Below are 22,989 nucleotides of genomic sequence, written 5' to 3'. Positions count from 1 at the left end.
CTGATCTGAACCGACTGAACTTGGAGAAAAAAATTCAGGAACAGTTGAAATCACGCTCACGAACTCAGCAGTCTTCCGTCATTGAGCCAACCGCAAGAGATCAACCTTTGCCTCTATCGTTTGCCCAACAGGGCCTGTGGTTTCTTACTCAGCTCGATCCAAAAGCCGCGCTCGCCTATCATCAGCTTGCTGTTTTCAGCCTATCTGGAAAACTTGACTACCCGGCGTTTACTTCTGCACTTAATTGTCTCGTTACCCGACAGGAGAGCCTGCGCACTCGTTTCATCCTGATCGAGGGGCAGCCTTATCAGGTTATTGATCCTCCTGACACAGATTTTAACCTGAGTTATCTGGATCTGCGTCAGTTAGATGAAACCGCTCGATTAAAACGTATTTCTGAACTTACTGAACAAGAACAACAAACCCCCTTTGATTTAACCGGTGAACCGCTGATTCGGATTAAATTGTTGCAATTAGCGGATGAAGAGCATGTATTGCTTTTCACCCAACACCATCTTATTTCTGACGGCTGGTCTGTTGGCATCTTCTTCCGCGAGCTGAGGACGTTTTATCATGTTGAACTTAATCATACTGCGATCCCCAACCCGCTGCCGCCTTTATCTGTCCAATATGCTGATTATGCCGTCTGGCAACGGAAATGGTTACAGGGAGAAAAATTAGCCGCGCAACTTGCTTTCTGGCAGAAACAGCTACAGGGAGCACCCAGTTTACTGAGCCTGCCTTCCGACAGGTCTCGCCCCCCAATACAGCATTATACTGGCAGTAAAGTCCCTATCCATCTTACTGCTGACTTACTTACTGCCCTTAAAACCCTCGGACAATGCCAGAAAATTACACTGTTTATGATCCTGCTTGCGGGATGGAGTATTGTACTTTCCCGCCTCAGCGGTCAGGATGATATCGTTATCGGAACGCCTACCGCCAACCGCCAGCACAGTGAGCTGGAAAATATCATTGGTTTTTTTGTTAATACCCTGCCAATTCGTATTGAATCCGGTTGCTGTAACACAGTGACCGAACTGTTTGCGCATGTCCGTGAGCGAACGCTGGCTGCTTATTCCCATCAGGATTTACCCTTTGAACAATTGGTCGAAGCTATACAACCCGCCCGTAGCCTGAGCTACAACCCTATCTTTCAAGTCATGCTGACATTAAATAACACCCTGCCTTTGCAAACTGAATTACCCGGTTTATCAGTCTCATTAATTGAACAGGAACACAACCATACACATTTCGATCTGAAACTATCATTTACTGAAACCGAAAAAGGACTGAATGGTTATCTGGAGTTTGCCTCAGATTTGTTTGACCGGACGACCGCTAAAAGGATGGTGGGATATCTGACAAATGTACTGACCGCCATGACGGAAAATGACGCTCAGTGCCTTTCTGATTTACCGCTTATGTCGGCTGCTGAGCATCAGCAACTACTGGTGGATTTTAATGTAACCCAAAGAGTATTCCCACAAGACGCATTAATCCATCAGCTATTTGAAATGCAGGTACAACATTCACCGGATGCCACTGCGGTGGTCTTTGAAGGCCACTCTCTCAGCTATCGTGAACTGAACCGGCAAGCCAACCATCTTGCCCACTATTTGATAGCGCAGGGCGTTCATCCTGATGACCATGTTGCCCTTTGCACCGAGCGCAGCCTGAACATGATCATCGGAGTGCTGGGCATTCTCAAATCAGGTGCGGCTTATGTGCCGCTCGACCCAACTTATCCGACTGAACGGCTGGCCTATATACTTGCTGATGCTGCCCCTGTACTACTGCTCACTCAGAATACGGTGAAAAACAGGCTGAACTGCACTATTCCTACGGTAATACTGGATGATTTTACTCAGTCCTGCATTTCCCCGGAGTCCATCAATGACCCTGATATCCATACTCTGGGACTGACACCACATCATCTCGCTTATATCATCTATACTTCCGGCTCAACCGGACAGCCCAAAGGGGTGATGGTTGAACATCATAGTGTCTGCAACTACCTATTCTGGGCGCTGGAATATGGTCTGACTGAACAGCAACAGGATGGTATTGTGTCATCGCCGTTAGCGTTTGATGCCACTGTCACCAGCCTCTACCTTCCCATACTGTGTGGAGGTAAAATTCACCTGCTCCGTGACGGACAGGAATTGACCGAACTCCTCCCCCTGCTGCTTTCTCTGAAATCCGGCGCGTTAGTCAAGATTACACCCAGCCACTTCTCCGCTATAGGGCAGGAACTGAAAGCTACCGGAAGAACCTGTCCGGCACATTGTTTTGTCGTCGCCGGGGAAACGCTACCCAGCAACACCGTAGCATTGTGGAACGAATTATCGCCGGATTCCCGCATTATCAACGAATATGGCCCGACAGAAACTACCGTCGGTTGCACCATTTTTGATACTCAACATCCGAGCTGCTTTATTGATAACGTGCCAATCGGGCACCCCATTGCCAATACGCGAATTTATATTCTGGATCAGCATGGCGAACCCGTGCCAATGGGGGTTGAGGGGGAACTCTATATCGGCGGAAACGGTGTTGCCCGTGGTTATCTGAACCAGCCGGAACTGACCGCAGAACGTTTCCTGCCTGATCCATTTTCAACAATAGCCGATGCCCGCCTGTATAGAACCGGCGATTTGGGACGCTGGTTACCCGATGGAACGATTGAATATCTGGGACGCAACGATTTTCAGGTCAAACTGCGCGGTTTCCGCATTGAACTGGACGAAATAGAAATCCGGTTGCGTCAATGTGATGGCGTACGTGACGCTATCGTTATTGCCCGTGTAAACAGCCAGAACAATAGCCAAAATAAAGGCCATTCAAATGAAAAACACCTTGTTGCTTATGTGAAACCCCAACCCAATACCACATTAATTCCTGCTGAACTGCGCCAGCAGCTTGCTCTTTATCTTGCCGAATATATGCTACCCAGTGCTTTTGTCGTGCTGGAGAGTTTTCCTCTGACCACCAATGGCAAGGTCGATCGACAGGCATTACCCCCGCCGGATCAGGACTCATTTGGGACACGGCATTATGAAAAGCCGATCGGTAACATTGAGACAACACTGGCGGAAATCTGGCAGGCGCTGTTAAGGGTAGAAAAAGTGGGACGGTATGATCACTTTTTCGAACTGGGTGGACATTCTCTGCTCGCTGTCCAGCTCACTGCACATGTCCGTCGGGCTTTGAAACTGGAGCTGGCATTACAACAAATCTTCACTCATCCGATCCTGACTCATTTAGCGGCATTACTGACCGACACTTCTATAGTTACCCAAGCTACCGTCACCCAAACTGTTATTCCCCATGACGTTATTCCGATTGTAGATCGCAGGCAGCCACTGCCTCTCTCTTTTGCACAACAACGTTTGTTATTCCTCGCGCAGTTTGATCCTGCGGCTAATCTGGCCTACCAGAACTCCGCTGTTTTGCGCTTTTGTGGAAAACTTAATCATCAGGCATTTATTGCCACCCTGAATCGTCTGGTTGTCCGGCATGAAATTCTGCGTACCCGTTTTGTGCTGACAGGCAGAGAACCTTATCAGCAGATTGATTCCACTGACAGCACCTTTAATCTGTCTTATTTGGATCTGCGCAAATTAGACAATAATTCGCGCCAAGACGGTATTGCTGAGCGACTGGAATACGAAAAACAGACACCATTCGAATTTTCCAATGAACCCGCTATTCGCGGTCAGTTGTTACAACTGGCTGATGAAGAACATTTGTTGATCCTCACACAACATCACATTATCTCTGACGGCTGGTCAGAAGGAATACTGATCCGCGAAATGGGAAAAATATACTCTGCAATACTGAGTGGTGACGAGATCTCCCTGCCACCATTGTCTGTTCAGTATGCCGATTATGCTGTCTGGCAGCGGCAATGGTTACAGGGGGATATTCTCACTGTCCAACTTGACTTCTGGCGGCAACAACTTCGTGATGCACCTGCCCTGCTGACACTGCCTACCGATCGTTCACGTCCACGGGAACAGCGTTACATCGGCAGTTACGTACCGGTTTATCTGCACAGTCATTTAGTGACGGCACTTAAAGAACTCGGGCAACGTCATAACATCACACTATTTATGGTGTTGCTGGCAGGGTGGAGTTATATGCTGGCTCGCCTTAGTGGTCAGAATGATGTCGTTATCGGCACTCCGGTTGCCAATCGTCAGCGCGCTGAATTTGAGGAGCTGATTGGTTTTTTTGCTAATACTCTCCCTTTGCGTATTAAACTGGCCTCCTGTCACACAGTGACGGAATTACTTGCCCACACTCGGGAACAAGCACTGGCAGCCTATGCCCATCAGGATTTACCGTTTGAACAGATGGTTGAAGCTCTGCAACCGGTTCGCAGTCTGAGTTATAGCCCTCTCTTTCAGGTTGAGCTGGTGATGAATAATACGCCTGTTGAAGCTCTTGCCTTACCCGGCCTGTCCATTGACCGGCTTGAACAGGAACACAACCGCACGCATTTTGACCTGACATTATCTCTGACTGAAACCGGAAAAGGTCTTCGGGGTCGTCTGGAATATTCATCTGATTTATTTGATCATGCGACTGTGGAACGTATGGTGGGATATCTGACAAATATACTGACTGCCATGACGGCAGATGAAACACAACCTCTTGCTCATCTGCCTCTTCTGTCTGCTGCGGAACGTCAGCAATTGTTAGTGGATTTTAGTGGTGTTCAAGACACCTTCCCGCAAGAAGCATTCTTCCACCAGCTGTTCGAAGCTCAGGTACAAAATACCCCTGACGCCATTGCCGTCGTGTTTGAAGAACAGTCTGTGAGTTATGACGAGTTGAATAAACGGGCTAACCGGCTGGCTCACCACCTGATTACACTGGGTGTCCGTCCAGATGATCGGGTTGCCCTCTGTGTTGAGTCCGGGCCGGATATGGTGGTGGGATTACTCGCTATTCTCAAAGCCGGTGGTGCTTATGTTCCGCTCGATCCGAATTATCCCATATGCCGGCTGCTATATATGCTTGAGGATGCAAAACCGGTTGTATTATTGACTCAGGCACTGCTGACTCAGCATACACTGATTGAAACTCTGGACTCCCCTGTTCCCGTCATTTTATTGAACGCCGATAAGCTGAGTAGCGATGACGCCGGAACAATTAATTACGCAGCCTTGCCAGACCATAATCCGAATATCCGTGCAATTGGCTTGAATCCACGACATCTGGCCTATGTCATCTACACCTCTGGTTCAACAGGTCAACCCAAAGGGGTCATGGTCGAACATCACAGTTTATGTAATACCGTTATAGAGCATAAAACCAGACTGGCACTCAATCCGGGCAGCCGCCTCTTGCAACTTACCTCAAGTAGTTTTGATGCCTGTATTCTGGAATGCTGTATGACACTGCTGGCGGGTGCGCGTCTTTACCTTGCCAGACGCACCGATATCCTGCCCGGCTCCGCTCTATACCGTTACTTAGAACACTATGCTATTACCCATACTCTTATGCCACCATCAGTATTGGCACATATGGAGATGCTTCCTGACACACTGCAAGCCTTACTGGTCGGAGGGGAAGCCTGCTCATCGGCATTGGTTAAGCGCTGGGCAGAAAAGAGACAGATGTTTAATGGATACGGACCATCAGAAGCCGCAATAGGCGTTACCTTATACCCGTGTGATAGTCAGGAAGAGAGTGCGCCAGCGATTGGCCGACCTATTGCCAATACCTGTATTTATCTCCTTGATACTGAAGGGCAGGCTGTTCCGATAGGGGTGTCAGGTGAGATATTTATTGGAGGCACCGGCGTTGCCCGTGGTTATCTGAACGCCCCTGAGCTGACAGCAAAACGCTTTATGCCTGATCCTTTTTCGACTCAAACCGGTGCGCGCATGTACAAAACCGGTGATTTTGGGCGCTGGCGTCCAGACGGTAATATTGAGTTTCTGGGGCGTAATGATTTTCAGGTCAAATTTCGCGGATTCCGAATTGAACTGGGGGAAATTGAGGCAAGGCTGGTACAGTGCAATGGCGTGCACGAAGCTGCCGTGATTGTTCGTCAAAATGAGGAAAATCAACAGAGTCTGGTGGCTTATTTACTCACCGAACCAAATGCAAAGCCTGAACCGGCTCAACTCCTGCAACAACTTGCGCAACATATCACTGATTATATGATTCCCAGTGCCTTCGTTGTACTTGACTCTTTCCCTCTGACCCCCAACGGCAAACTGGATCGACAGGCGCTACCCGATCCAGATCAGAAAGCCACCGTAAACCGCAACTATGAAACTCCGGTCAACGAGACAGAAATAATACTGGCTGGCGTCTGGCAAGAATTGTTAGGACTGGAAACTGTAGGGCGTTACGACCATTTCTTTGAACTGGGTGGCCACTCTCTTATGGCGGTTAGCCTGATCAAACGATTGCGTAATCTGGGGTTGATGCTCGATATCCGTACTCTGTTTTCTTCACCGATACTGGCAGAAATGGCCGAAACCATACAGTCTATTGAGAGTGATACGAATACATTTATCGCACCGCCCAATCTTATTCCTGAAAACTGTACTGCCATCACACCGGATATGCTGCCACTGGTTTCGCTGTCTCAATCGGAAATTGAAGCAATCACTGCTACCGTTCCCGGTGGGGCAGCCAATATTCAGGATATCTATCCGCTCTCACCACTACAGGAAGGAATTCTGTTCCATTATTTGCTGGAAACACAAGGAGATGTCTACCTGTTACGCAGATTACTCGCTTTTGATAACCGGGAACGTCTCGACGCTTTTCTGATAGCCTTACAACAGGTGATTGATCGTCACGATATACTGCGCATTTCACTCTGTTGGCAGGAGCTGCCCCAGCCAGTACAAATCATCTGGCGTCAGGCACCATTACATATCTCCACGTTCGAACCTCCAGCGCCTTACGATGAGCAAGACGTTCGATCACAATTGTTATCTCATACTGACCCGTTGCAACGCCGTCTTGATATTTACCATGCACCGCTTATTTCCACAGATATAACGCATGACCCCGTTCGGAATGAGTGGTTGTTGGCACTTTCCCTCCACCACCTCATTGGTGATCATCTGACATTAGAAATGATCTTCACTGAAATCCACCAACAGCTCAATGGCCATCCTGAAACCCCGTCCTCTGCTAATTCTTCCAAGGCAAAAATAAATGAGGCAATGAGTTATCGTGACTTCATCGCTCATTCTCTGCATGTGCCACCATCATTTCATGAAACCTATTTCCGCAAGATGCTCGCAGGTATTGATGCTCCTACCGCGCCTTTCGAAGTACTCAATATTCATGGTGAGGGAAAAAAAATAACAGAAGCCAGACAATTTCTTGATACCACACTGAGTAAAGCGATTCGCACACAATCCAGCCGTTATGGCATTGTACCCAGTGTGTTATTCCACGTTGCGTGGGCACAGGTGCTGGCACACACCAGCGGACGTTCTGATGTTGTCTTCGGGACCGTCTTATTAGGACGAATGCAGGGAAGCGCCGGAATTGGCCGAAGTTTAGGGCTTTTTATCAATACATTACCGATACGTATTTGCCTGACCGATCTGAGTGTATTGAATGTTGTGCAAAACAGCCAACGTCATCTAACAGAATTATTCGAACACGAACAGGCATCACTAGCACTGGCGCAACGTTGCAGTGATGTCGTTCCACCTCTGCCGCTTTTCAACTCGTTGTTAAATTACCGCCATAGTCAATCGGGCACTTCCCGTCAACTCCCTGTCTGGGAAGGCATACGCCTGTTAGAGTCACAGGAAAGAACTCACTACCCCATTGGGTTAGCTGTCGATGATTTAGGTGAAGAATTCCGGTTACATACCCAGGCTGTATCAGATATCGACCCAAAACGCCTGATTGGCTATATGACAACAGCTCTGGCGGGTTTAATTGAAGCATTGGAAAGCAAGCCTCATCAGAAAATAATGCGTATCTCTATTCTGCCCGTCAGTGAACGCAAGCAGTTGTTAGTAGACTTCAATGCCACACAGGTTGATTACCCACAAAATAAGCTAATCCACCAACTGTTCGAAGCGCAGGTACAACGCACCCCTGATGCCATCGCTGTGACTTTCGAAAAACAATCGCTGAGTTATTATGAATTGAACCAGCGAGCCAACTGTTTGGCTCATCATCTGATGACTCTGGGAGTGCAGCCGGATGATCGCATCGCTATTTGTGTCGAGCGCAGTCTGGAAATGGTCATCGGTTTGTTGGGTATTTTAAAATCAGGTGCGGCCTACCTGCCTCTCGATCCGGCTTATCCGGCAGAACGGTTGGCTTATATACTGGAAGATGCAACCCCAGTGCTCATGCTGACTCAAACCTCATTGGCTGATAGCCTTACAAGCTCTGTACCCACTCTTCTGCTCGACATACCAGAATACGTTTCTATAAACATGTCTGAAAGCATACCGGCTGATAATCCGGATACTCAGGCTCTGGGAGTGAAACCCTATCATCTGGCCTATGTTATTTATACATCCGGCTCGACGGGTCAGCCCAAAGGCGTCATGGTTGAACACCACAGTCTGTGTAATACCATTATGGATCACCAGACTATATTGGGATTTACTCCGGACAGCCATATCCTGCAATTTATTTCATGTGGTTTTGATGTCAGCCTGTTAGAATTTCTTACAACACTGGTGACAGGGGCCTGTCTCCATATGGCCAGCTCTGCCGAACTTCTGCCCGGCCCGCCGCTACTGCACTTCTTAGAAAGCCATGCCATTACCCACTCTTTTTTAGCACCAACAACAATGGTAGCAATGGAAACGCTGCCCGACAGATTGCAGACCCTGATTCTGGGTGGTGATGTTTGTACAGCGGCACTGGTTAAGCGCTGGGCGCCCGGCAGGCGATTATTTAATATGTACGGCCCGGCAGAAGCCACAATCTGTTCCGCTTTTTACCAGTGTGACAGTCAGGAAGAGCGTGATCCACCGATTGGTCATCCTATTGCCAATACTCAAATTTATATCCTTGATACTCAGGCTCAACTCGTCCCGATAGGCATCACGGGCGAAATTTATATTGCCGGAGCAGGTATTTCACGGGTCTATCTGAATCGTCCTGATCTCACCAGCGAGCGTTTTCTCGCCAACCCATTCTCGTCTGATCCCAGTGCACGCATGTACAAAACCGGTGACTTGGGATACTGGCGGCCTGACGGTAATATCGTCTACCTCGGCCGCAATGACTTTCAGGTTAAAATACATGGTTGCCGGATTGAATTAGGTGAAATTGAAGCCAGACTGATGCAATGTAATGGTGTACGTGAAGCAGCAGTTCTTACTCGTGAAGATGAACCTGACCAGAACCGATTAGTTGCCTACATTATCCCTCAACCGGGTGTTACTCTGATTCCGGCTAAATTACGTCAACAGCTAGCACGACATCTGGCTGAGTATATGTTACCCAATGCTTTTGTAAGCCTTGAATCCTTCCCGCTGACTGCCACCGGAAAGATTGATCGACAGGCATTTCCGGCACCGGATTCATCTGCAATAGCTTCGCGTGGTTATGAAGATTCCATCGGAGAAACAGAAACAGCGTTGGCAGAGATCTGGCAAGAACTATTAAAACTAGAACGTGTTGGTCGAAATGATCACTTTTTCGAACTCGGAGGGCATTCCCTAACCGCAGTCCAGCTAGTTGCACATATCCATCAGGTACTGGCGCGGGAACTTCCCATACAACAACTGTTTTCTAACCCGATCCTGTCAGATTTAGCCGCTATACTTCCCGAATTTCCGATAAAAACCCAAATTGCTATTCCTATCGCTGACCGCAATCAGCCACTTCCACTTTCTTTTGGTCAACAACGCCTCTGGTTTCTCACCCAACTCAGTTCGGCTGCAAACCTTTCTTATAATATTCCCGCTGTTCTGCACTTTTCGGGGCAGCTCAATCTCTCTGCGTTTACCGCCGCCTTCGATAATCTGGTTGCCCGACATGAAATACTCCGCACCCGCCTTGTACTGGTAAATGAACAGCCTTACCAGTTAATCGATGCTGCCGATAGCAGTTTTACCCTTACTTATCTGGATCTTCAGTCACAGAGCGAAGTAGAACAGAAGCAACGTATTGCTGAACTGGTTGAAAGCGATCGCCTCACGCCGTTTAATCTTTCTGATGGACCACTTATTCGCGGTAAGCTGATACAACTGGCTGATGATAAACATATATTTATTCTTACCCAACACCACATTATCTCCGACGGCTGGTCAATGGGAATATTATTCCGTGAATTCAGTATATTCTATCAAGCTGCTCTTGACGGTCATGAACAACCATTATCCCCACTCCCTATCCAATATGCCGACTATGCCGTTTGGCAACACAAATGGATGCAAGAAAAGCGCTGGACTCTCCATGCTGATTTCTGGCGTAAACGACTTCTGGATGCACCTTCATTGTTAACACTGCCCACGGATCGACCCCGCCCGCAGGTACAAACTTACAATGGCAAACAGATCCCTATTCACCTTGATATTAATTTGTTGAATAAACTGAAAATACTTGAACAACGTCATGACTCAACGTTATTTATGATCCTGCTAGCCGCCTGGAGCTTAGTACTCAGCCGCCTCAGCAGTCAGGACGATATCATCATTGGTACACCGGTTGCCAACCGCCAATATGTTGAACTTGAAGGACTGATCGGATTTTTTATCAATGTATTGCCCTTACGTGTGAGACTGACATCCGGTCATACCGTGGAAGAACTTCTTGCCCATGTTCGCAAACAGACACTGGCAGCTTATGAACATCAGGCTCTACCCTTCGAACAAATTGTCGATGTGCTGCAACCCGTTCGTAGCCAGAATTTCCATCCGCTCTTTCAGGTCATGCTAAGTTTAAACAACACGCCATCACAGCATATTGAGCTTCCTGATTTATCCATTTCGTCAATTGAACAGACAAGCCGAAGTGCTCTTTTTGACCTGACGCTATCACTGCATGAAACACCTGAGGGCTTGAATGGTTATCTGGAATATACCCCAGAACTGTTCGAATATCCGACAATCCAACGTATCGCCGGTTACTTCAAAAATGTATTAACTGCATTTGCCAACGATAGCAAACAGGATATCGCCCATTTACCTATGCTGCCTGCGACAGAACTCCGGCAATTACTGGTGGATTTCAACAAAACTCAGGCTGATTTCCCGCAGGGGGCTTTGATCCACGAACTGTTTGAGCAACAGGTAAAACAAACTCCGGAAGCCACTGCCATCGTGTTCAACAAGCAAAGTCTGACTTATGACGAATTGAACAAACGAGCAAACCAACTGGCACATTATTTAATTGAATCAGGTGTTCAGCCCGATGACCGCATTGCGCTCTGCGTGGCACGAAGTCCGGAAATGATAGTGGGATTATTGGCTATTCTGAAAGCAGGTGGGGCTTATGTGCCTCTCGATCCGGTCACTCCTTCAGAGCGTCTTAGTTATCTGCTTCAGGATGCGGCTCCCGTGGCACTGCTCACCCAGTCCACCCTGAAGAAAAAACTGGACTATCACTTGCCAGCCATACTGCTGGATGCTCCCGACTTACTGTTCACCCTCAAAGAAGCCCCTGATTCAAATCCCAACCGCCGCATCAGCGGTCTGAATTCACGCCATCTGGCCTATGTGATTTACACCTCCGGCTCCACCGGGCAACCGAAAGGTGTGATGGTTGAACATCATAGTCTGATCAATCTGGTGTATAACCAACAAAATACGCTGGCAATATCTCCCAGCAGTCGTATTCTGCAATTTGCCTCACCCGGTTTTGATGTCTGTATCTGGGAGTGCTGTATGGCTTTGCTGAGTGGAGCCAGCCTCTGTCTTGCCGAGCAAGCTGCACTTTTTCCCGGTTCTGCCCTGTTAAAAACGTTAGAGACTCATACCATCACCCATGTGCTTTTACCTCCGATAACACTAACAGTAATGGATACACTCCCTGCGACGTTAGAAATGCTGGTTGTGGGCGGCGAAGCCTGCCCGCCTTCGCTGGTCAGACGTTGGGCGGATGGATGGCGCATGATCAATGCTTATGGGCCAACTGAAATTACGGTCTATGCAACCACTTACCAGTGTAATAGTCGGGAAAACTCAGCACCCCCTATCGGTCGTCCGATTGCAAACACCCGGATCTATATTCTTGATGCCAATGGTCAGCCTGTGCCCTTTGGTGTAACCGGAGAAATTTATATTGCCGGAGCCGGTGTTGCCCGTGGTTATTTAAATCTGCCTGACCTGACCGCTGAACGTTTTCTCCCCGACCCCTTTTCTTCGCAGACGGGATCAAGAATGTATAAAACAGGTGATCTCGGCCGCTGGTTGCCGGACGGCAAGATTGAATACTGTGGCCGTAATGATTTTCAGATTAAGCTACGTGGCTTTCGCATCGAATTAGGGGAAATCGAAAGCAGACTGAGGCAATGCCCCGGTGTACAAGAAGCAATAGTTCTGGTTTTGGGCGACCAACCCGATGAACAAAAACTGGTTGCTTACTTACTTGCTGAGCCGGATACGAAATTAATACCGTCTGAATTGCGATGGCAACTCGCGCAATATCTGATTAATTATATGCTACCCAACGCTTTTGTCGTACTCGATCATTTTCCATTGACTTCCAACGGTAAACTTGACCGACAGGCATTACCTGCACCAGACCTGTCAGCCATGGTGACACAGCGCTATGAAGCCCCCCTCGGAAACATCGAAACGACATTAGCCGGGATCTGGCAGGAGTTATTAAAGCTGGAACATATCGGTCGCCATGACAATTTTTTCGAACTGGGCGGTCATTCACTGAATGCAGCACAGCTCCTGGCTCGTATGCGTGAACAAGGTATGGAAGTTACGTTGCCTACATTATTTACTTACCCAACCCTGAGTGAACTGGCCATAGCGGTGAGTAAACATCCCCATCCACCGGTTTCTATTTTCGAGGCTAACCCAATACCATTAAGCCCGGCAGGAGATTTGCCACCGTTATTTTTCATACATGAAACCACGGGTAATCCACTGGTTTATTCACCACTGGCGACTTTATTTGCGATATCACACTGCGTTAATCGGGTGCCTTTATTGCGATACAGCGATTTTCTGTTGTTGCCGTTTTTTCCGTATCCGCCATAAAACCTCCAATATCACAAACCATATTGGTGTGCCATATAACGAAACACGCGTATCATAATCAAAGATCATGATTACGACTGTGAAGGCAAAAAATATCAGGGTAAACCATGTCATCGGAATGCCCATCGGCATTTTATAGATGGATTTTTCATGCAGGTCAGGGCGTTTTTTACGGTAAGCCAGATACGCAAGCAATATCATACACCAGCTATAAACAACCATGATGGCAGCCACAGTGGAAACAATGGTAAACAGCTTCATCACATCGGGGATGATAAACAGCAGAAGCACACCGCTTGCCATACAAACAACAGAAAATATCAGGCTGAAAACAGGAATTGCGCTGTTTGCTGAAAGCCGCCCGAACCAACCATGTGCCAATTTCTCAGTAGACAAGCCATATAACATGCGGGTACAGGCATATAATCCACTGTTTGCTGAAGACATTGCCGATGTCAGCGCCACAAAATTGATCACTGCCGCCGCTGCCGGTAACCCCGCCAGCGCAAACAGCGTAACGAACGGGCTGACTTCTGCGGAAATACGAGGCCATGAAGTCACGGCAATAATGCACATCATGGAAAGCACGTAAAAAATAATGACGCGAATGGGAATACTGTTGATGGATTTCGGTAAAATCTTCTCCGGCTCTTTCGTTTCAGCCGTGACTGTTCCCACTAATTCAATACCGGTAAAAGAGAAAATGGCAATCTGAAAACCGGCCAAAAACCCAAATACACCATTAGGCAGAAAGAACTCAGGCTCAGTCAGATGGCGGACGGAAGCAGTCACTCCATCTGGAGATGTCCAACTGACAGCAACCATGCCGATTCCAACAATAATCAACGCAACTATCGCCACAACCTTGATCATCGCAAACCAGAATTCCGTCTCACCGAACAGGCGCACTGAAAAAAAGTTGCATAAACACATTAATCCGAGAATAAATAGCGCAGTAAACCAAAGAGAAACATCAGGATACCAATACTGAATATAACCGCCACATACCACAACATCCGCAATGCAGCTTACTACCCAGCTCATCCAGTATGTCCAGCCCAGAAAATAGCTGGCTTTTTCACCGAGATAGTCAGCAACAAAATCAGCGAAAGTTCGGTAATCCAGTTTGGAAAGCAATAACTCACCCATCGCCCTCATTACCATAAAGGCAAAAAAGCCGATCAAAAGATAAGTCAGAATAATTGAAGTGCCTGATACAGCGATGGTTTTCCCTGTACCCATGAATAAACCTGTCCCGATAGCGCCACCAATGGCAATTAACTGGACATGACGTTTTCCCAATCCACGGTGAAGTGTCTGCGCACCTGCGGATTGCTCCGCAGATGTTTTTACCGTATTCGCCATTAATAACCTCCACAGTTTTATTTTTATATAGGGATATATGAAGTAATCAGATTATTTGCTCCAATAGCAGACCTGCTCTCAGCCCAATGGCAACGTTAGCGTTAGGAAATAAAATAAAGTTTGCCGGAGAAGCGATTTTCCAGGATTGGTTTTCCTGACTGGCAATTTCAAAACCATCCGACAGGGCTGTGAAGTTTTTTGTATCTTGCGGAATATGAAGCCGGAAGCTGTTGTCCTGTTTGATAATGGAATCAGCAACACGATAACGTTTTATTTCCGGTTTTTGCCGTTTAACAGAAAAAGTACCAGTAATCAGATTCTGTAAGGCGGCGGTGATATTGCTGAATTTAGTCAGATCGTTCTGCCCGAAAGGATAGACTTTGCCAATTTCCATCGTACAGCTATCCACATTAAAATATTGGCTGGTAAACTGACTGAATGTTCCGCCTTCACTTTTATGGAAAACCATCGCGTCAATATCACTTCCATCCAGCCACTGTAGTAGCTCAGGTGCATATTCACGCTGTTGGAAAGGAAGCAGGGCAAACTGTTCATGACAGGAGCCACGAATTGCCGTATGCAGATCAAGATGCCAGCGCCGTGTTGATGCGATAACCGCAGGCTCCTGAAAAAAACGCTGTATCACAGACTCCAGCTCAACTGCCCGCTGCGTCTCATTTCCAGAAGGGAAGTTCTGATACCGCCCGCCAAACATGCGATTGAGATCATTATCGATATAGCGCTTACTTTCACGCATGGCAGGCACATTACCGAGGATCAACAACAGGTTATGTTGCAACGACAGATGCCCCTGAACCAGTTGTGCTAGCAACCGGAGCAGGATTTCAATCGGTGCCGTTTCATTACCATGAATTCCTGCGGAAATGATCAGCGTGCTGCTTTTACTCTCTTGTGGGATTAGCTGCAATACACCATCTGCCAGCCATGTCGCAGCTAAATCAGGCGGAAAACTGAGTGTACTTGCTAGTTTCTTTTCAAGTAATGGAGAAAGTAAATCCATCAGTCCTCCTGATTAGCGCTGAAATTCATAGATTGAACCAAGCCTGAGGATCTGGGTTAATTCGTCCAGCGCCGAACAGACTTCTGTCAATAGCTGCGGATCTGCCAGATCAGCGGCATATAAAGAATCACGATAGTGACGTTCAACCCAGTCAGTTAAATTCAGATACAGATCGGGTGTCATAAGCACTGCCGGATTGACTGCTGCCAGCTCTTTTTCTTTCATGGCAACCCGAAGACGCAGGCAGGCAGGCCCGCCACCATTGCGCATACTTTCCCGCAGATCAAAGAAATGAAGCTGACGAATAGGGCTATCATCCGTCGCAACCAGAGACTGTAAATATGATGATACGTGAGTATTCGTCCGGCACTCTTCCGGTAAAATCAGTGCCATACTGCCGTCAGACAAGTTTAATAACTGGCTGTTGAAAAGATATGAACTGACTGCATCCTGCATAGATACCTGCGATGCGGGTACTTCAACAGGGATCAGCTTTTGACCGAGGAGTGCCAGCTTCTCCTCAATTTCAGCCAATACTGACTGCTGATTTAAAAATGCCTGTTCATGATAAAACAACACATTTTTGTTACTGACAGCGATGACATCGTTATGGAAAACGCCGCTATCAATCGCAATAGGGTTCTGCTGGGCAAAAACCGTCTGACTTTCCTCAAGCTGATGTAAGCGTGCAATAGCTTCGCTCGCTTCCAGTGTCTGACGGGCCGGATAGCGTTCTGGTGCCGGGCCTCCGCGGAAAGCACTGCGGCCATATACAAATAGCTGTACACCAGCTTCATCATATTCACCACAAAAACGGTTGTGGTTTGCTGCACCTTCATCCCCCCAGTCAGCATGTTGAGGCAATGGCGCATGATGAGAAAAGTAATTCTGATCTGAAAAAACCGCTTTTAATGCTCTGGATGTAGTGACACTTTCCAGTGAGCGATGCAGTTTGTTATTTAAATTTGCTACCGTAAAGTGAACCCGGTTATCAGCACTGTCAGCGGAGGGGGATACTGTTGCTGCATTAGCCGTCCACATGGAAGAGGCAGAACTGAGATTAGACAGCAGCAATGGTGAGTATTTTGCCGCTTTATTCAGCACCTGAGCATCATTTCCCGTAAACCCTAACTGGCGCAGAGTAGCTAAATCAGGCCGCTGTTGCGGGGGTAAAACCCCCTGCACTAATCCCATATCTGACAGTGCTTTCATTTTTGTTAATCCCTGTAAGGCCGCCTTACGAGGGTTGGATTTTTGCCCGCGGTGATTTATCGAGGCTTCATTACCCATTGATAACCCGGCATAGTGGTGAGTCATTCCCACCAAACCATCAAAGTTTGCTTCAATTCCCGACATAATAATTCCTGTTCTCCCTGCTGTTCTTTGAAAACCGGCTATTCTTTGACAACCGGCTGTTCTTTGAAAAACTGACGTTCAGAAAAAAACTGACTGAAAAAATTAAGAGCGGAAAAAATCAAGTCCGGGGGCTGGTGCATCCGGCAGAGACAACTTATCCGCCGTCAATGATGCCATTGGCCATGCACAATAATCAGCAGCATAGTAAGCACTGGGGCGATGATTACCTGATGCGCCAATCCCGCCAAAAGGTGCTTTACTGGAAGCGCCGGTCAGTGGCTTGTTCCAGTTCACAATCCCGGCTCTCGCTTCTTCCTGTAACCGAAGGAAAAGACTTTCATCAGGTGAAATCAACCCTGTAGCCAGACCAAAACGGGTATCATTCGCGATGGAAATAGCTTCTTCGAAGGTGTCATAACGCTGTAAAGTCAACAGAGGGCCGAAATATTCTTCATCAGGAACCTGACTTACGCCAGTCAGATCAATAATACCGGGGGTCATAAAGGTTGAATGGGGATCTGGCTGTGTTAACGTCAGCAGTGCAGTAGCGCCTAATGCCAACAATGCTGACTGAGCATTCAGCATATTTTCTGCCGCAGCCAAAGAGATAACGCCGCCCATAAAAGGCTGAGGTTCAGCATCCCAATGGGATGGGACTATCTGACGAGCAGCTTCTGTCAGCCGCTGAATCAGAGCATCGCCCTTTTCACCCTGTTTTACCAGTAACCGTCGCGCACAGGTACAACGCTGACCAGCGGAAATAAAAGCAGACTGGATGATGGTATAAACTGCCGCATCGAGATCATCATAATCATCGACAATCAGGGCATTATTTCCCCCCATTTCCAATGCCAGCATTTTTTCCGGCTGGCCTGCCAGCAGGCGGTGGAAATGAAAACCGGTGGTTGCACTGCCGGTAAACAGCACTCCGTCAATTTCGCGGCAGTCCAGTAACGCACCGCCGGTTTCCCTGCCTCCCTGAACGAGATTCAATACTCCTGCTGGTAATCCGGCTTTGATCCATAAGGCCATCGTTTTTTCTGCGGTGACAGGAGTCAACTCACTTGGCTTAAAAACTAATGTGTTACCGGCAATCAAAGCGGGAACAATGTGGCCGTTAGGCAAATGACCGGGGAAATTATAAGGCCCGAAAACAGCCATCACGCCATGAGGACGATGCTGCAATATTGCTTTTCCATCCGGCATAACCGTTTCCGAATACCCCGTACGTTGCTGCCATGCTTCAATGGAAATAGCAACTTTACCAATCATAGACTGAACTTCTGTCCGGGTTTCCCACAATGGCTTACTGGTTTCTTCACTGATTACACGGGCAAGTGTTTCTTTTTCCTCAGCCAGTAAATCAGCGAATGCCTGAACAATGGCGATACGCTTTTCAACTGCCAGCTTTGCCCAGCCTGAAAATGCTCTGCGTGCTGCCAGACCAGCCTCTTCCACTTGCGTAACAGAAGCACTGTGTGCCTGCCACAAGATTTGCTGATCAATGGGAGAATGTTTGATTACCTGTACACCCTGCCCGCTTACCCACTTACCATCAATGTAATTTGCCTGATCACTCATTGTGAAGTTTCCTCGGAAAAAAGTGCAGCACAGCGAACTGAATCCCCATCTTCTACTTGAAGTGCATCCATTTCTGCATCGGTCAGGTGCAGTTCATCACTATCAATAGCGTCAGGGATATTCAGCAGCAGCGCTTTAAAATCCTGAAAATGTAGGTTAGAAACAATGCATAATCTGCCATCACTCTGTCTGGAGACCTTTTCGCTTCTTTTAACCGATAGCAGTCGGCTTGCTTTTACCGTTCGCACGTCATCAATCTCAGCCTGTAAAATGGCTCCGGCATCAAAAATATCGACCATACCGTGATAGGAAAAGCCTTCTTTTTCCAGAATGATACGCGCCGGAACGGTATTTTCATGTACCTGCCCGATAGCCCGCTGCGCTTCTTCCGGTAACAGGGGCACATAAATCGGATGGAATGGCATGAGTTCGGCAATAAATGTTTTGGCGCCAATACCGGTCAGGTAATCAGCCTGAGAAAAAGGAACATTAAAAAAGTGTTGGCCTAGTGCATTCCAGAACGGCGATTCTCCCTGTTCATTCACCACTCCGCGCATTTCCGCAAAAATAGTTTTCGGAAAAAGATGACGGAATGCGGAAATAAATAAAAATCGGCTTCTGGAAAGGAAAATACCGTTGCGACCCCCATGGTAAGCCGGGTCAAGAAACAGGGTGCACAGCTCACTGTATCCGGTATGATCCTGCCCTACAATCAGGGTCTCAAACGAATTGTAAACCCCTAATTCGCGGGATGAGCGCACCGATCTCTGAATACGGTAATTGTAGAAAGGCTCCTCCAGCCCAACCGCAACCTCCAATGCACTCACCCCAACAACACGATGCTTTTCCGTGTCTTCCAGAGTAAACAAGAATCCCTGTTGTGAACGCCCGCGTGCATCGTGAAAAGAATCAATGCTGCGTGAAATCCGAGCCGCCAAGTATTCCTGATTATTTGGCAACGACGTCAAACCCACTCCTGCACGAGACGAGAGATCGAGGATATCCCCCAAATCTTTATGTTGAACGGATCTAAATAGCATCATGGTATCACCTCAAACCTGCTGTTATTCCTGAACAAATCGCTTGAGGGCATTTTCAAGCCGGGTAAAACCGTCGCTGATTTCCTGCTGCCCGATATTTAAGGCCGGAGCAAAACGCAGTACATTCGGCCCTGCAATCAAGGCAATTAACCCTTCTTCCGCAGCAATATTGGACAACGTTTTAGCTTTACCCTGATATTTTTCTGTCAGTTCTGCGCCCAACAGTAGCCCTTTACCACGTATTTCACTGAACACCTGATAACGCTGGTTCAAAGCGGTCATCTGCCGGATAAATTCATGATGCCGTTCCTGTACTCCGGCCAGAAATGCTTTCTGGTTTACTATACTCAGCACCTTATGGGCAACGGCGGCTGCCAGAGGGTTCCCACCAAATGTCGTTCCGTGTGATCCCGGCTGGAAAACTTCCGCAACATGCTGCTTAACCAGCATTGCACCAATCGGGAAACCGCCTCCTAATCCTTTTGCCGTAGTCAGAATATCCGGCACAACTCCCGTTTCTTCATAGGCATACAGATAACCTGTACGGCCAACACCCGTCTGTATTTCGTCAAAAATCAACAATGCCTGATATTGATCACACAGCTCTCTCAACGCCTTCATAAAGGCCGGGTCTGCGGGGATCACTCCACCTTCGCCAATAATTGGCTCCACAATAACGGCACACGTTTTTTCAGAAATACGCGCTTTAATGGTTTCAATATCGTTATAAGGAAGGTGAGTAATTTCTTGTGGAAGAGGTGCAAAATCTTGTGAATACTTCGGTTGTCCCCCGACTGTTACGGTAAATAATGTTCTGCCGTGAAAAGAGTTTTCAAATGAGATAATTTCGTTTTTATGGCTGCCATATTTATCTAACGCATATTTTCTGGCAATTTTCAGTGCAGCTTCATTTGCCTCAGCACCGGAATTACAGAAAAAAACCTTATCAGAAAAGGTATTCTCGACCAGATCTTTTGCTAATTTTAAGACAGGTTCATTTGTGTATCCATTACCGATATGCCAAAGGTTTTCCATTTGAGTGCTTAATGTTTCTTTTAATTCTTTATTGGCATGCCCTAATGCGTTAACAGCAATACCTCCGGCAAAATCAACGTATTCTTTTCCATCTTGATCCCATACTCTGGAGCCTTCGGCTTTGACGGGAATAAAGGGAGCAGGTGCGAAACAAGGAACCATATACTGTTCAAACCAACTTCTCTGAATTGCTTTTGTCATTTGTTTTACCTCGGAAAATTAACAAGAAAGGCGATATTAAGATTGAATATAAAGCGTTTTTAAATTAACGGATATAACCATATTTTCCATTAATTATTTCTATTGATTTTCAGCCAGACTCATTCACTGAATCAATGTTTCTCTGAAATCTAAAATAATCTTTTAGTACCTTTCATTGTTTGACCTGATTAACAATTAATCGCATCATCTCTTTGATTTTTAACAAAGTCAACACAACATAATCACAATGAATTTACTTTTTTGATGTTTTTCACAATTTATAAAAATGATTTTTTATGCAATTTATGCACAAACGTTGCATAAAAAATAAATAAAAGGAGGTATAAAATTAGACAGGGCGAAAAACAGTCTCATTTTGACTGATAATTATTCACTTATTGAAGAGATATTTTACAATAAGGTGTGTTAAAAAATATTTGCAAATCCGAATTTTTACAAAAAAGAAAATATAATCATTTAAAATCAATTAACTATATTAATTAAATGTCGGATATTATCATGACTATTCAGAGAAACTAACCTGATGATAGTTCAACAACCTCCGGTTACACTGATGATCTTTCCGTTAATAAACTAAATCAGAATAATGTACTTTTTCAGGAGGCTGAAATACAAAAAAGTGCAGAATAATATTAACATTTCTGCACTGAGTAAACTCACAATGATATCCGCTATCTTATCATTGCGTACGTCATCGGGCCATTAAAGGGAAGCAGATACGATGCCGTAATTTTGAATCCCAAATGTTCATAGAGCCTGACGTTTTTTTCATCAGAAGTTTCAAGAAATACAGGAAACCCTTCACGTTCGGCTCTCTCGAGACCGGGTTCAATAACTGCACGGCTCAGCCCCTTTCCCTGAAAATCAGGATCGACGGCCACAGCCCCCAGAAACCAGCACGGAAATTCCGGGCGTGCTTTTGCCATAATCGCTTCGGATGCCTGCATGACGTTTGCTCTCGCCCCTGCTATCTTTTCAAATTCGACAGACAATGGTGTAAAAACAGCCTCTGCGTCTTCAATATCAGGGGATGTCCATATAGATAAAGCCGTTCCGTCATCAGTAGCCCATACATGCCCTACTGTCATACCTACTTTTCTAAGAAAAGTCTCCTGATAGCGCCGCACTCTCTGTTCGTGATCATCTTCTGCCAGAAAATGCCGCATTAAGGAATATCCATCAAAAGCACGATTCAGTGTCTGTACACAACGTGCCAGCTGGGTTTCAGATATTTCTTTCGACTCACGGACGTTCATGTTCATTCTCCTTTATCCTGTTAACGCCCAATTAACTTTAGGTATATATTCGGTTCAGGACAACAAAAGTAACTTCTTTTAACTGAACTACGACAAAGTACTAAATAAACAATCGCGCATCAATCTAATGTATTTATCCGGCTAAGGCAATGATAAATCTAATGTGAAATCCCTTCTCTAAATTAACGACATTTAATATCAGCTATATTATTGAGAGATACATGACAATCATCTTTCCGCCTGAGAAAAAATAGCGTTATTCATACTATATGTTTAATAAAAGTTTAGAACTACAGCATAAGATAAATAAACTGTTTATTTGTTGCAGAATAAGCAAATCCGGCTATACGTATAGTATTCAATTAAATATCAGGTAAATCATGCAGCGAGCACATTTATCCATCTGGCGTTATTTAATATCACGGGATGTCATACTGAGCATGATTATTCCGATTATTTTGTATCATGCCGCGTTCTGGCTGGGAGGAGTTGGCAGCGCCGTGCTACTGACAACAATTTATTCAGTTATTCTCAGGGTTATCAATAGTACACAGAGTATCTGGGTCGTGATTGCTCTGTTATTAGTATCAGGATTGAATCATTATCTTTATACGCTCAGTTATTCCTTACTCGGATATACCTTGTTTGATATCAAGCGGGAGGACGTTTTCCGTTCTGTCAGCGGCGCAGCATCATTGGTTGCGGTTTTCTGCTTCTATTCATTGATAGGAAGACCGGCGGCAAAAACAATGGCAGAACAGGCCATGCCGCAATTAAAAACAATTCTTGCATTCACATAATAAGTGCAACACCGTTATGAACGAAGTAAACGAGTCGGTATGCCTTTAAATAACTCATTCGGTGTTTGATAACCTCGCGTTTTTCGAGGACGTTTATTTAATCGATTTGCCACGAGATTTATCTCCAACTCTGAG

The 22,989-nt window shown here is 46.4% G+C and carries 9 protein-coding genes and 1 pseudogene; 2 read left to right on the top strand and 8 right to left on the bottom strand.

What is annotated here, in order from left to right; all coding sequences use genetic code 11:
* Positions 1 to 20: 20 nt before the first annotated feature.
* Positions 21 to 13,178 carry an amino acid adenylation domain-containing protein gene (locus tag Xinn_RS10440; RefSeq protein ID WP_483263816.1) on the top strand — a complete coding sequence of 4,386 codons (13,158 nt, stop codon included), beginning with the start codon at positions 21 to 23 and terminating at the stop codon, positions 13,176 to 13,178.
* Here Xinn_RS10440 and Xinn_RS10435 read toward each other — a convergent pair.
* The 7 genes from Xinn_RS10435 to Xinn_RS10405 form a co-directional block, all read right to left on the bottom strand.
* Positions 13,125 to 14,543, bottom strand: a complete 1,419-nt coding sequence (locus Xinn_RS10435; protein WP_086956166.1) for an amino acid permease — start codon at positions 14,541 to 14,543, stop codon at positions 13,125 to 13,127. The genes Xinn_RS10440 and Xinn_RS10435 overlap by 54 nt on opposite strands.
* Positions 14,544 to 14,589: 46 nt before the next feature.
* Complete coding sequence (astE, locus tag Xinn_RS10430) at positions 14,590 to 15,564, bottom strand: succinylglutamate desuccinylase (protein ID WP_086956165.1); 975 nt, start codon at positions 15,562 to 15,564, stop codon at positions 14,590 to 14,592.
* 12 nt (positions 15,565 to 15,576) lie between these two features.
* Positions 15,577 to 16,920: an N-succinylarginine dihydrolase gene (gene astB / locus Xinn_RS10425; protein ID WP_086956164.1), complete on the bottom strand. Its 1,344-nt coding sequence runs from the start codon at positions 16,918 to 16,920 to the stop codon at positions 15,577 to 15,579.
* A gap of 102 nt (positions 16,921 to 17,022) precedes the next feature.
* Complete coding sequence (gene astD, locus Xinn_RS10420) at positions 17,023 to 18,501, bottom strand: succinylglutamate-semialdehyde dehydrogenase (protein ID WP_086956163.1); 1,479 nt, start codon at positions 18,499 to 18,501, stop codon at positions 17,023 to 17,025.
* Positions 18,498 to 19,544 (bottom strand): arginine N-succinyltransferase, encoded by a 1,047-nt coding sequence (gene astA / locus Xinn_RS10415; RefSeq protein WP_086956162.1) that lies wholly within the window; start codon positions 19,542 to 19,544, stop codon positions 18,498 to 18,500. The genes astD and astA overlap by 4 nt, the downstream gene beginning before the upstream one ends.
* 21 nt (positions 19,545 to 19,565) lie before the next feature.
* On the bottom strand, positions 19,566 to 20,777 hold the full coding sequence (locus Xinn_RS10410) for an aspartate aminotransferase family protein (protein ID WP_086956161.1): 1,212 nt from the start codon (positions 20,775 to 20,777) through the stop codon (positions 19,566 to 19,568).
* 692 nt (positions 20,778 to 21,469) lie between these two features.
* Positions 21,470 to 22,054: a GNAT family N-acetyltransferase gene (locus Xinn_RS10405; protein WP_244590182.1), complete on the bottom strand. Its 585-nt coding sequence runs from the start codon at positions 22,052 to 22,054 to the stop codon at positions 21,470 to 21,472.
* A gap of 380 nt (positions 22,055 to 22,434) precedes the next feature.
* Between Xinn_RS10405 and Xinn_RS10400 the strand changes: the two genes are divergently transcribed.
* A complete protein-coding gene (locus Xinn_RS10400; RefSeq protein ID WP_099137649.1) occupies positions 22,435 to 22,854 on the top strand; it encodes a hypothetical protein in 420 nt (139 codons plus the stop codon).
* A gap of 14 nt (positions 22,855 to 22,868) precedes the next feature.
* On the opposite strand, the pseudogene Xinn_RS10395 reads toward Xinn_RS10400, so the two are convergent.
* Positions 22,869 to 22,989: pseudogene (locus tag Xinn_RS10395) on the bottom strand (IS30 family transposase); the annotation flags it as partial.

Origin of the sequence: Xenorhabdus innexi, assembly GCF_002632485.1 — a bacterium.
Taxonomy (GTDB): Bacteria; Pseudomonadota; Gammaproteobacteria; order Enterobacterales; family Enterobacteriaceae; genus Xenorhabdus; species Xenorhabdus innexi.
This window is presented reverse-complemented; position numbering and strand designations above follow the sequence as displayed.

Bases quoted from the DNA above. Each gene is read 5' to 3' on its own strand.
- astE (WP_086956165.1), bottom strand. From the start codon at position 15,564: ATGGATTTACTTTCTCCATTACTTGAAAAGAAACTAGCAAGTACACTC.
- astB (WP_086956164.1), bottom strand. From the start codon at position 16,920: ATGTCGGGAATTGAAGCAAACTTTGATGGTTTGGTGGGAATGACTCAC.
- astA (WP_086956162.1), bottom strand. From the start codon at position 19,544: ATGATGCTATTTAGATCCGTTCAACATAAAGATTTGGGGGATATCCTC.
- Xinn_RS10410 (WP_086956161.1), bottom strand. From the start codon at position 20,777: ATGACAAAAGCAATTCAGAGAAGTTGGTTTGAACAGTATATGGTTCCT.
- Xinn_RS10435 (WP_086956166.1), bottom strand. From the start codon at position 14,543: ATGGCGAATACGGTAAAAACATCTGCGGAGCAATCCGCAGGTGCGCAG.
- astD (WP_086956163.1), bottom strand. From the start codon at position 18,501: ATGAGTGATCAGGCAAATTACATTGATGGTAAGTGGGTAAGCGGGCAG.
- Xinn_RS10405 (WP_244590182.1), bottom strand. From the start codon at position 22,054: ATGAACGTCCGTGAGTCGAAAGAAATATCTGAAACCCAGCTGGCACGT.
- Xinn_RS10400 (WP_099137649.1), top strand. From the start codon at position 22,435: ATGCAGCGAGCACATTTATCCATCTGGCGTTATTTAATATCACGGGAT.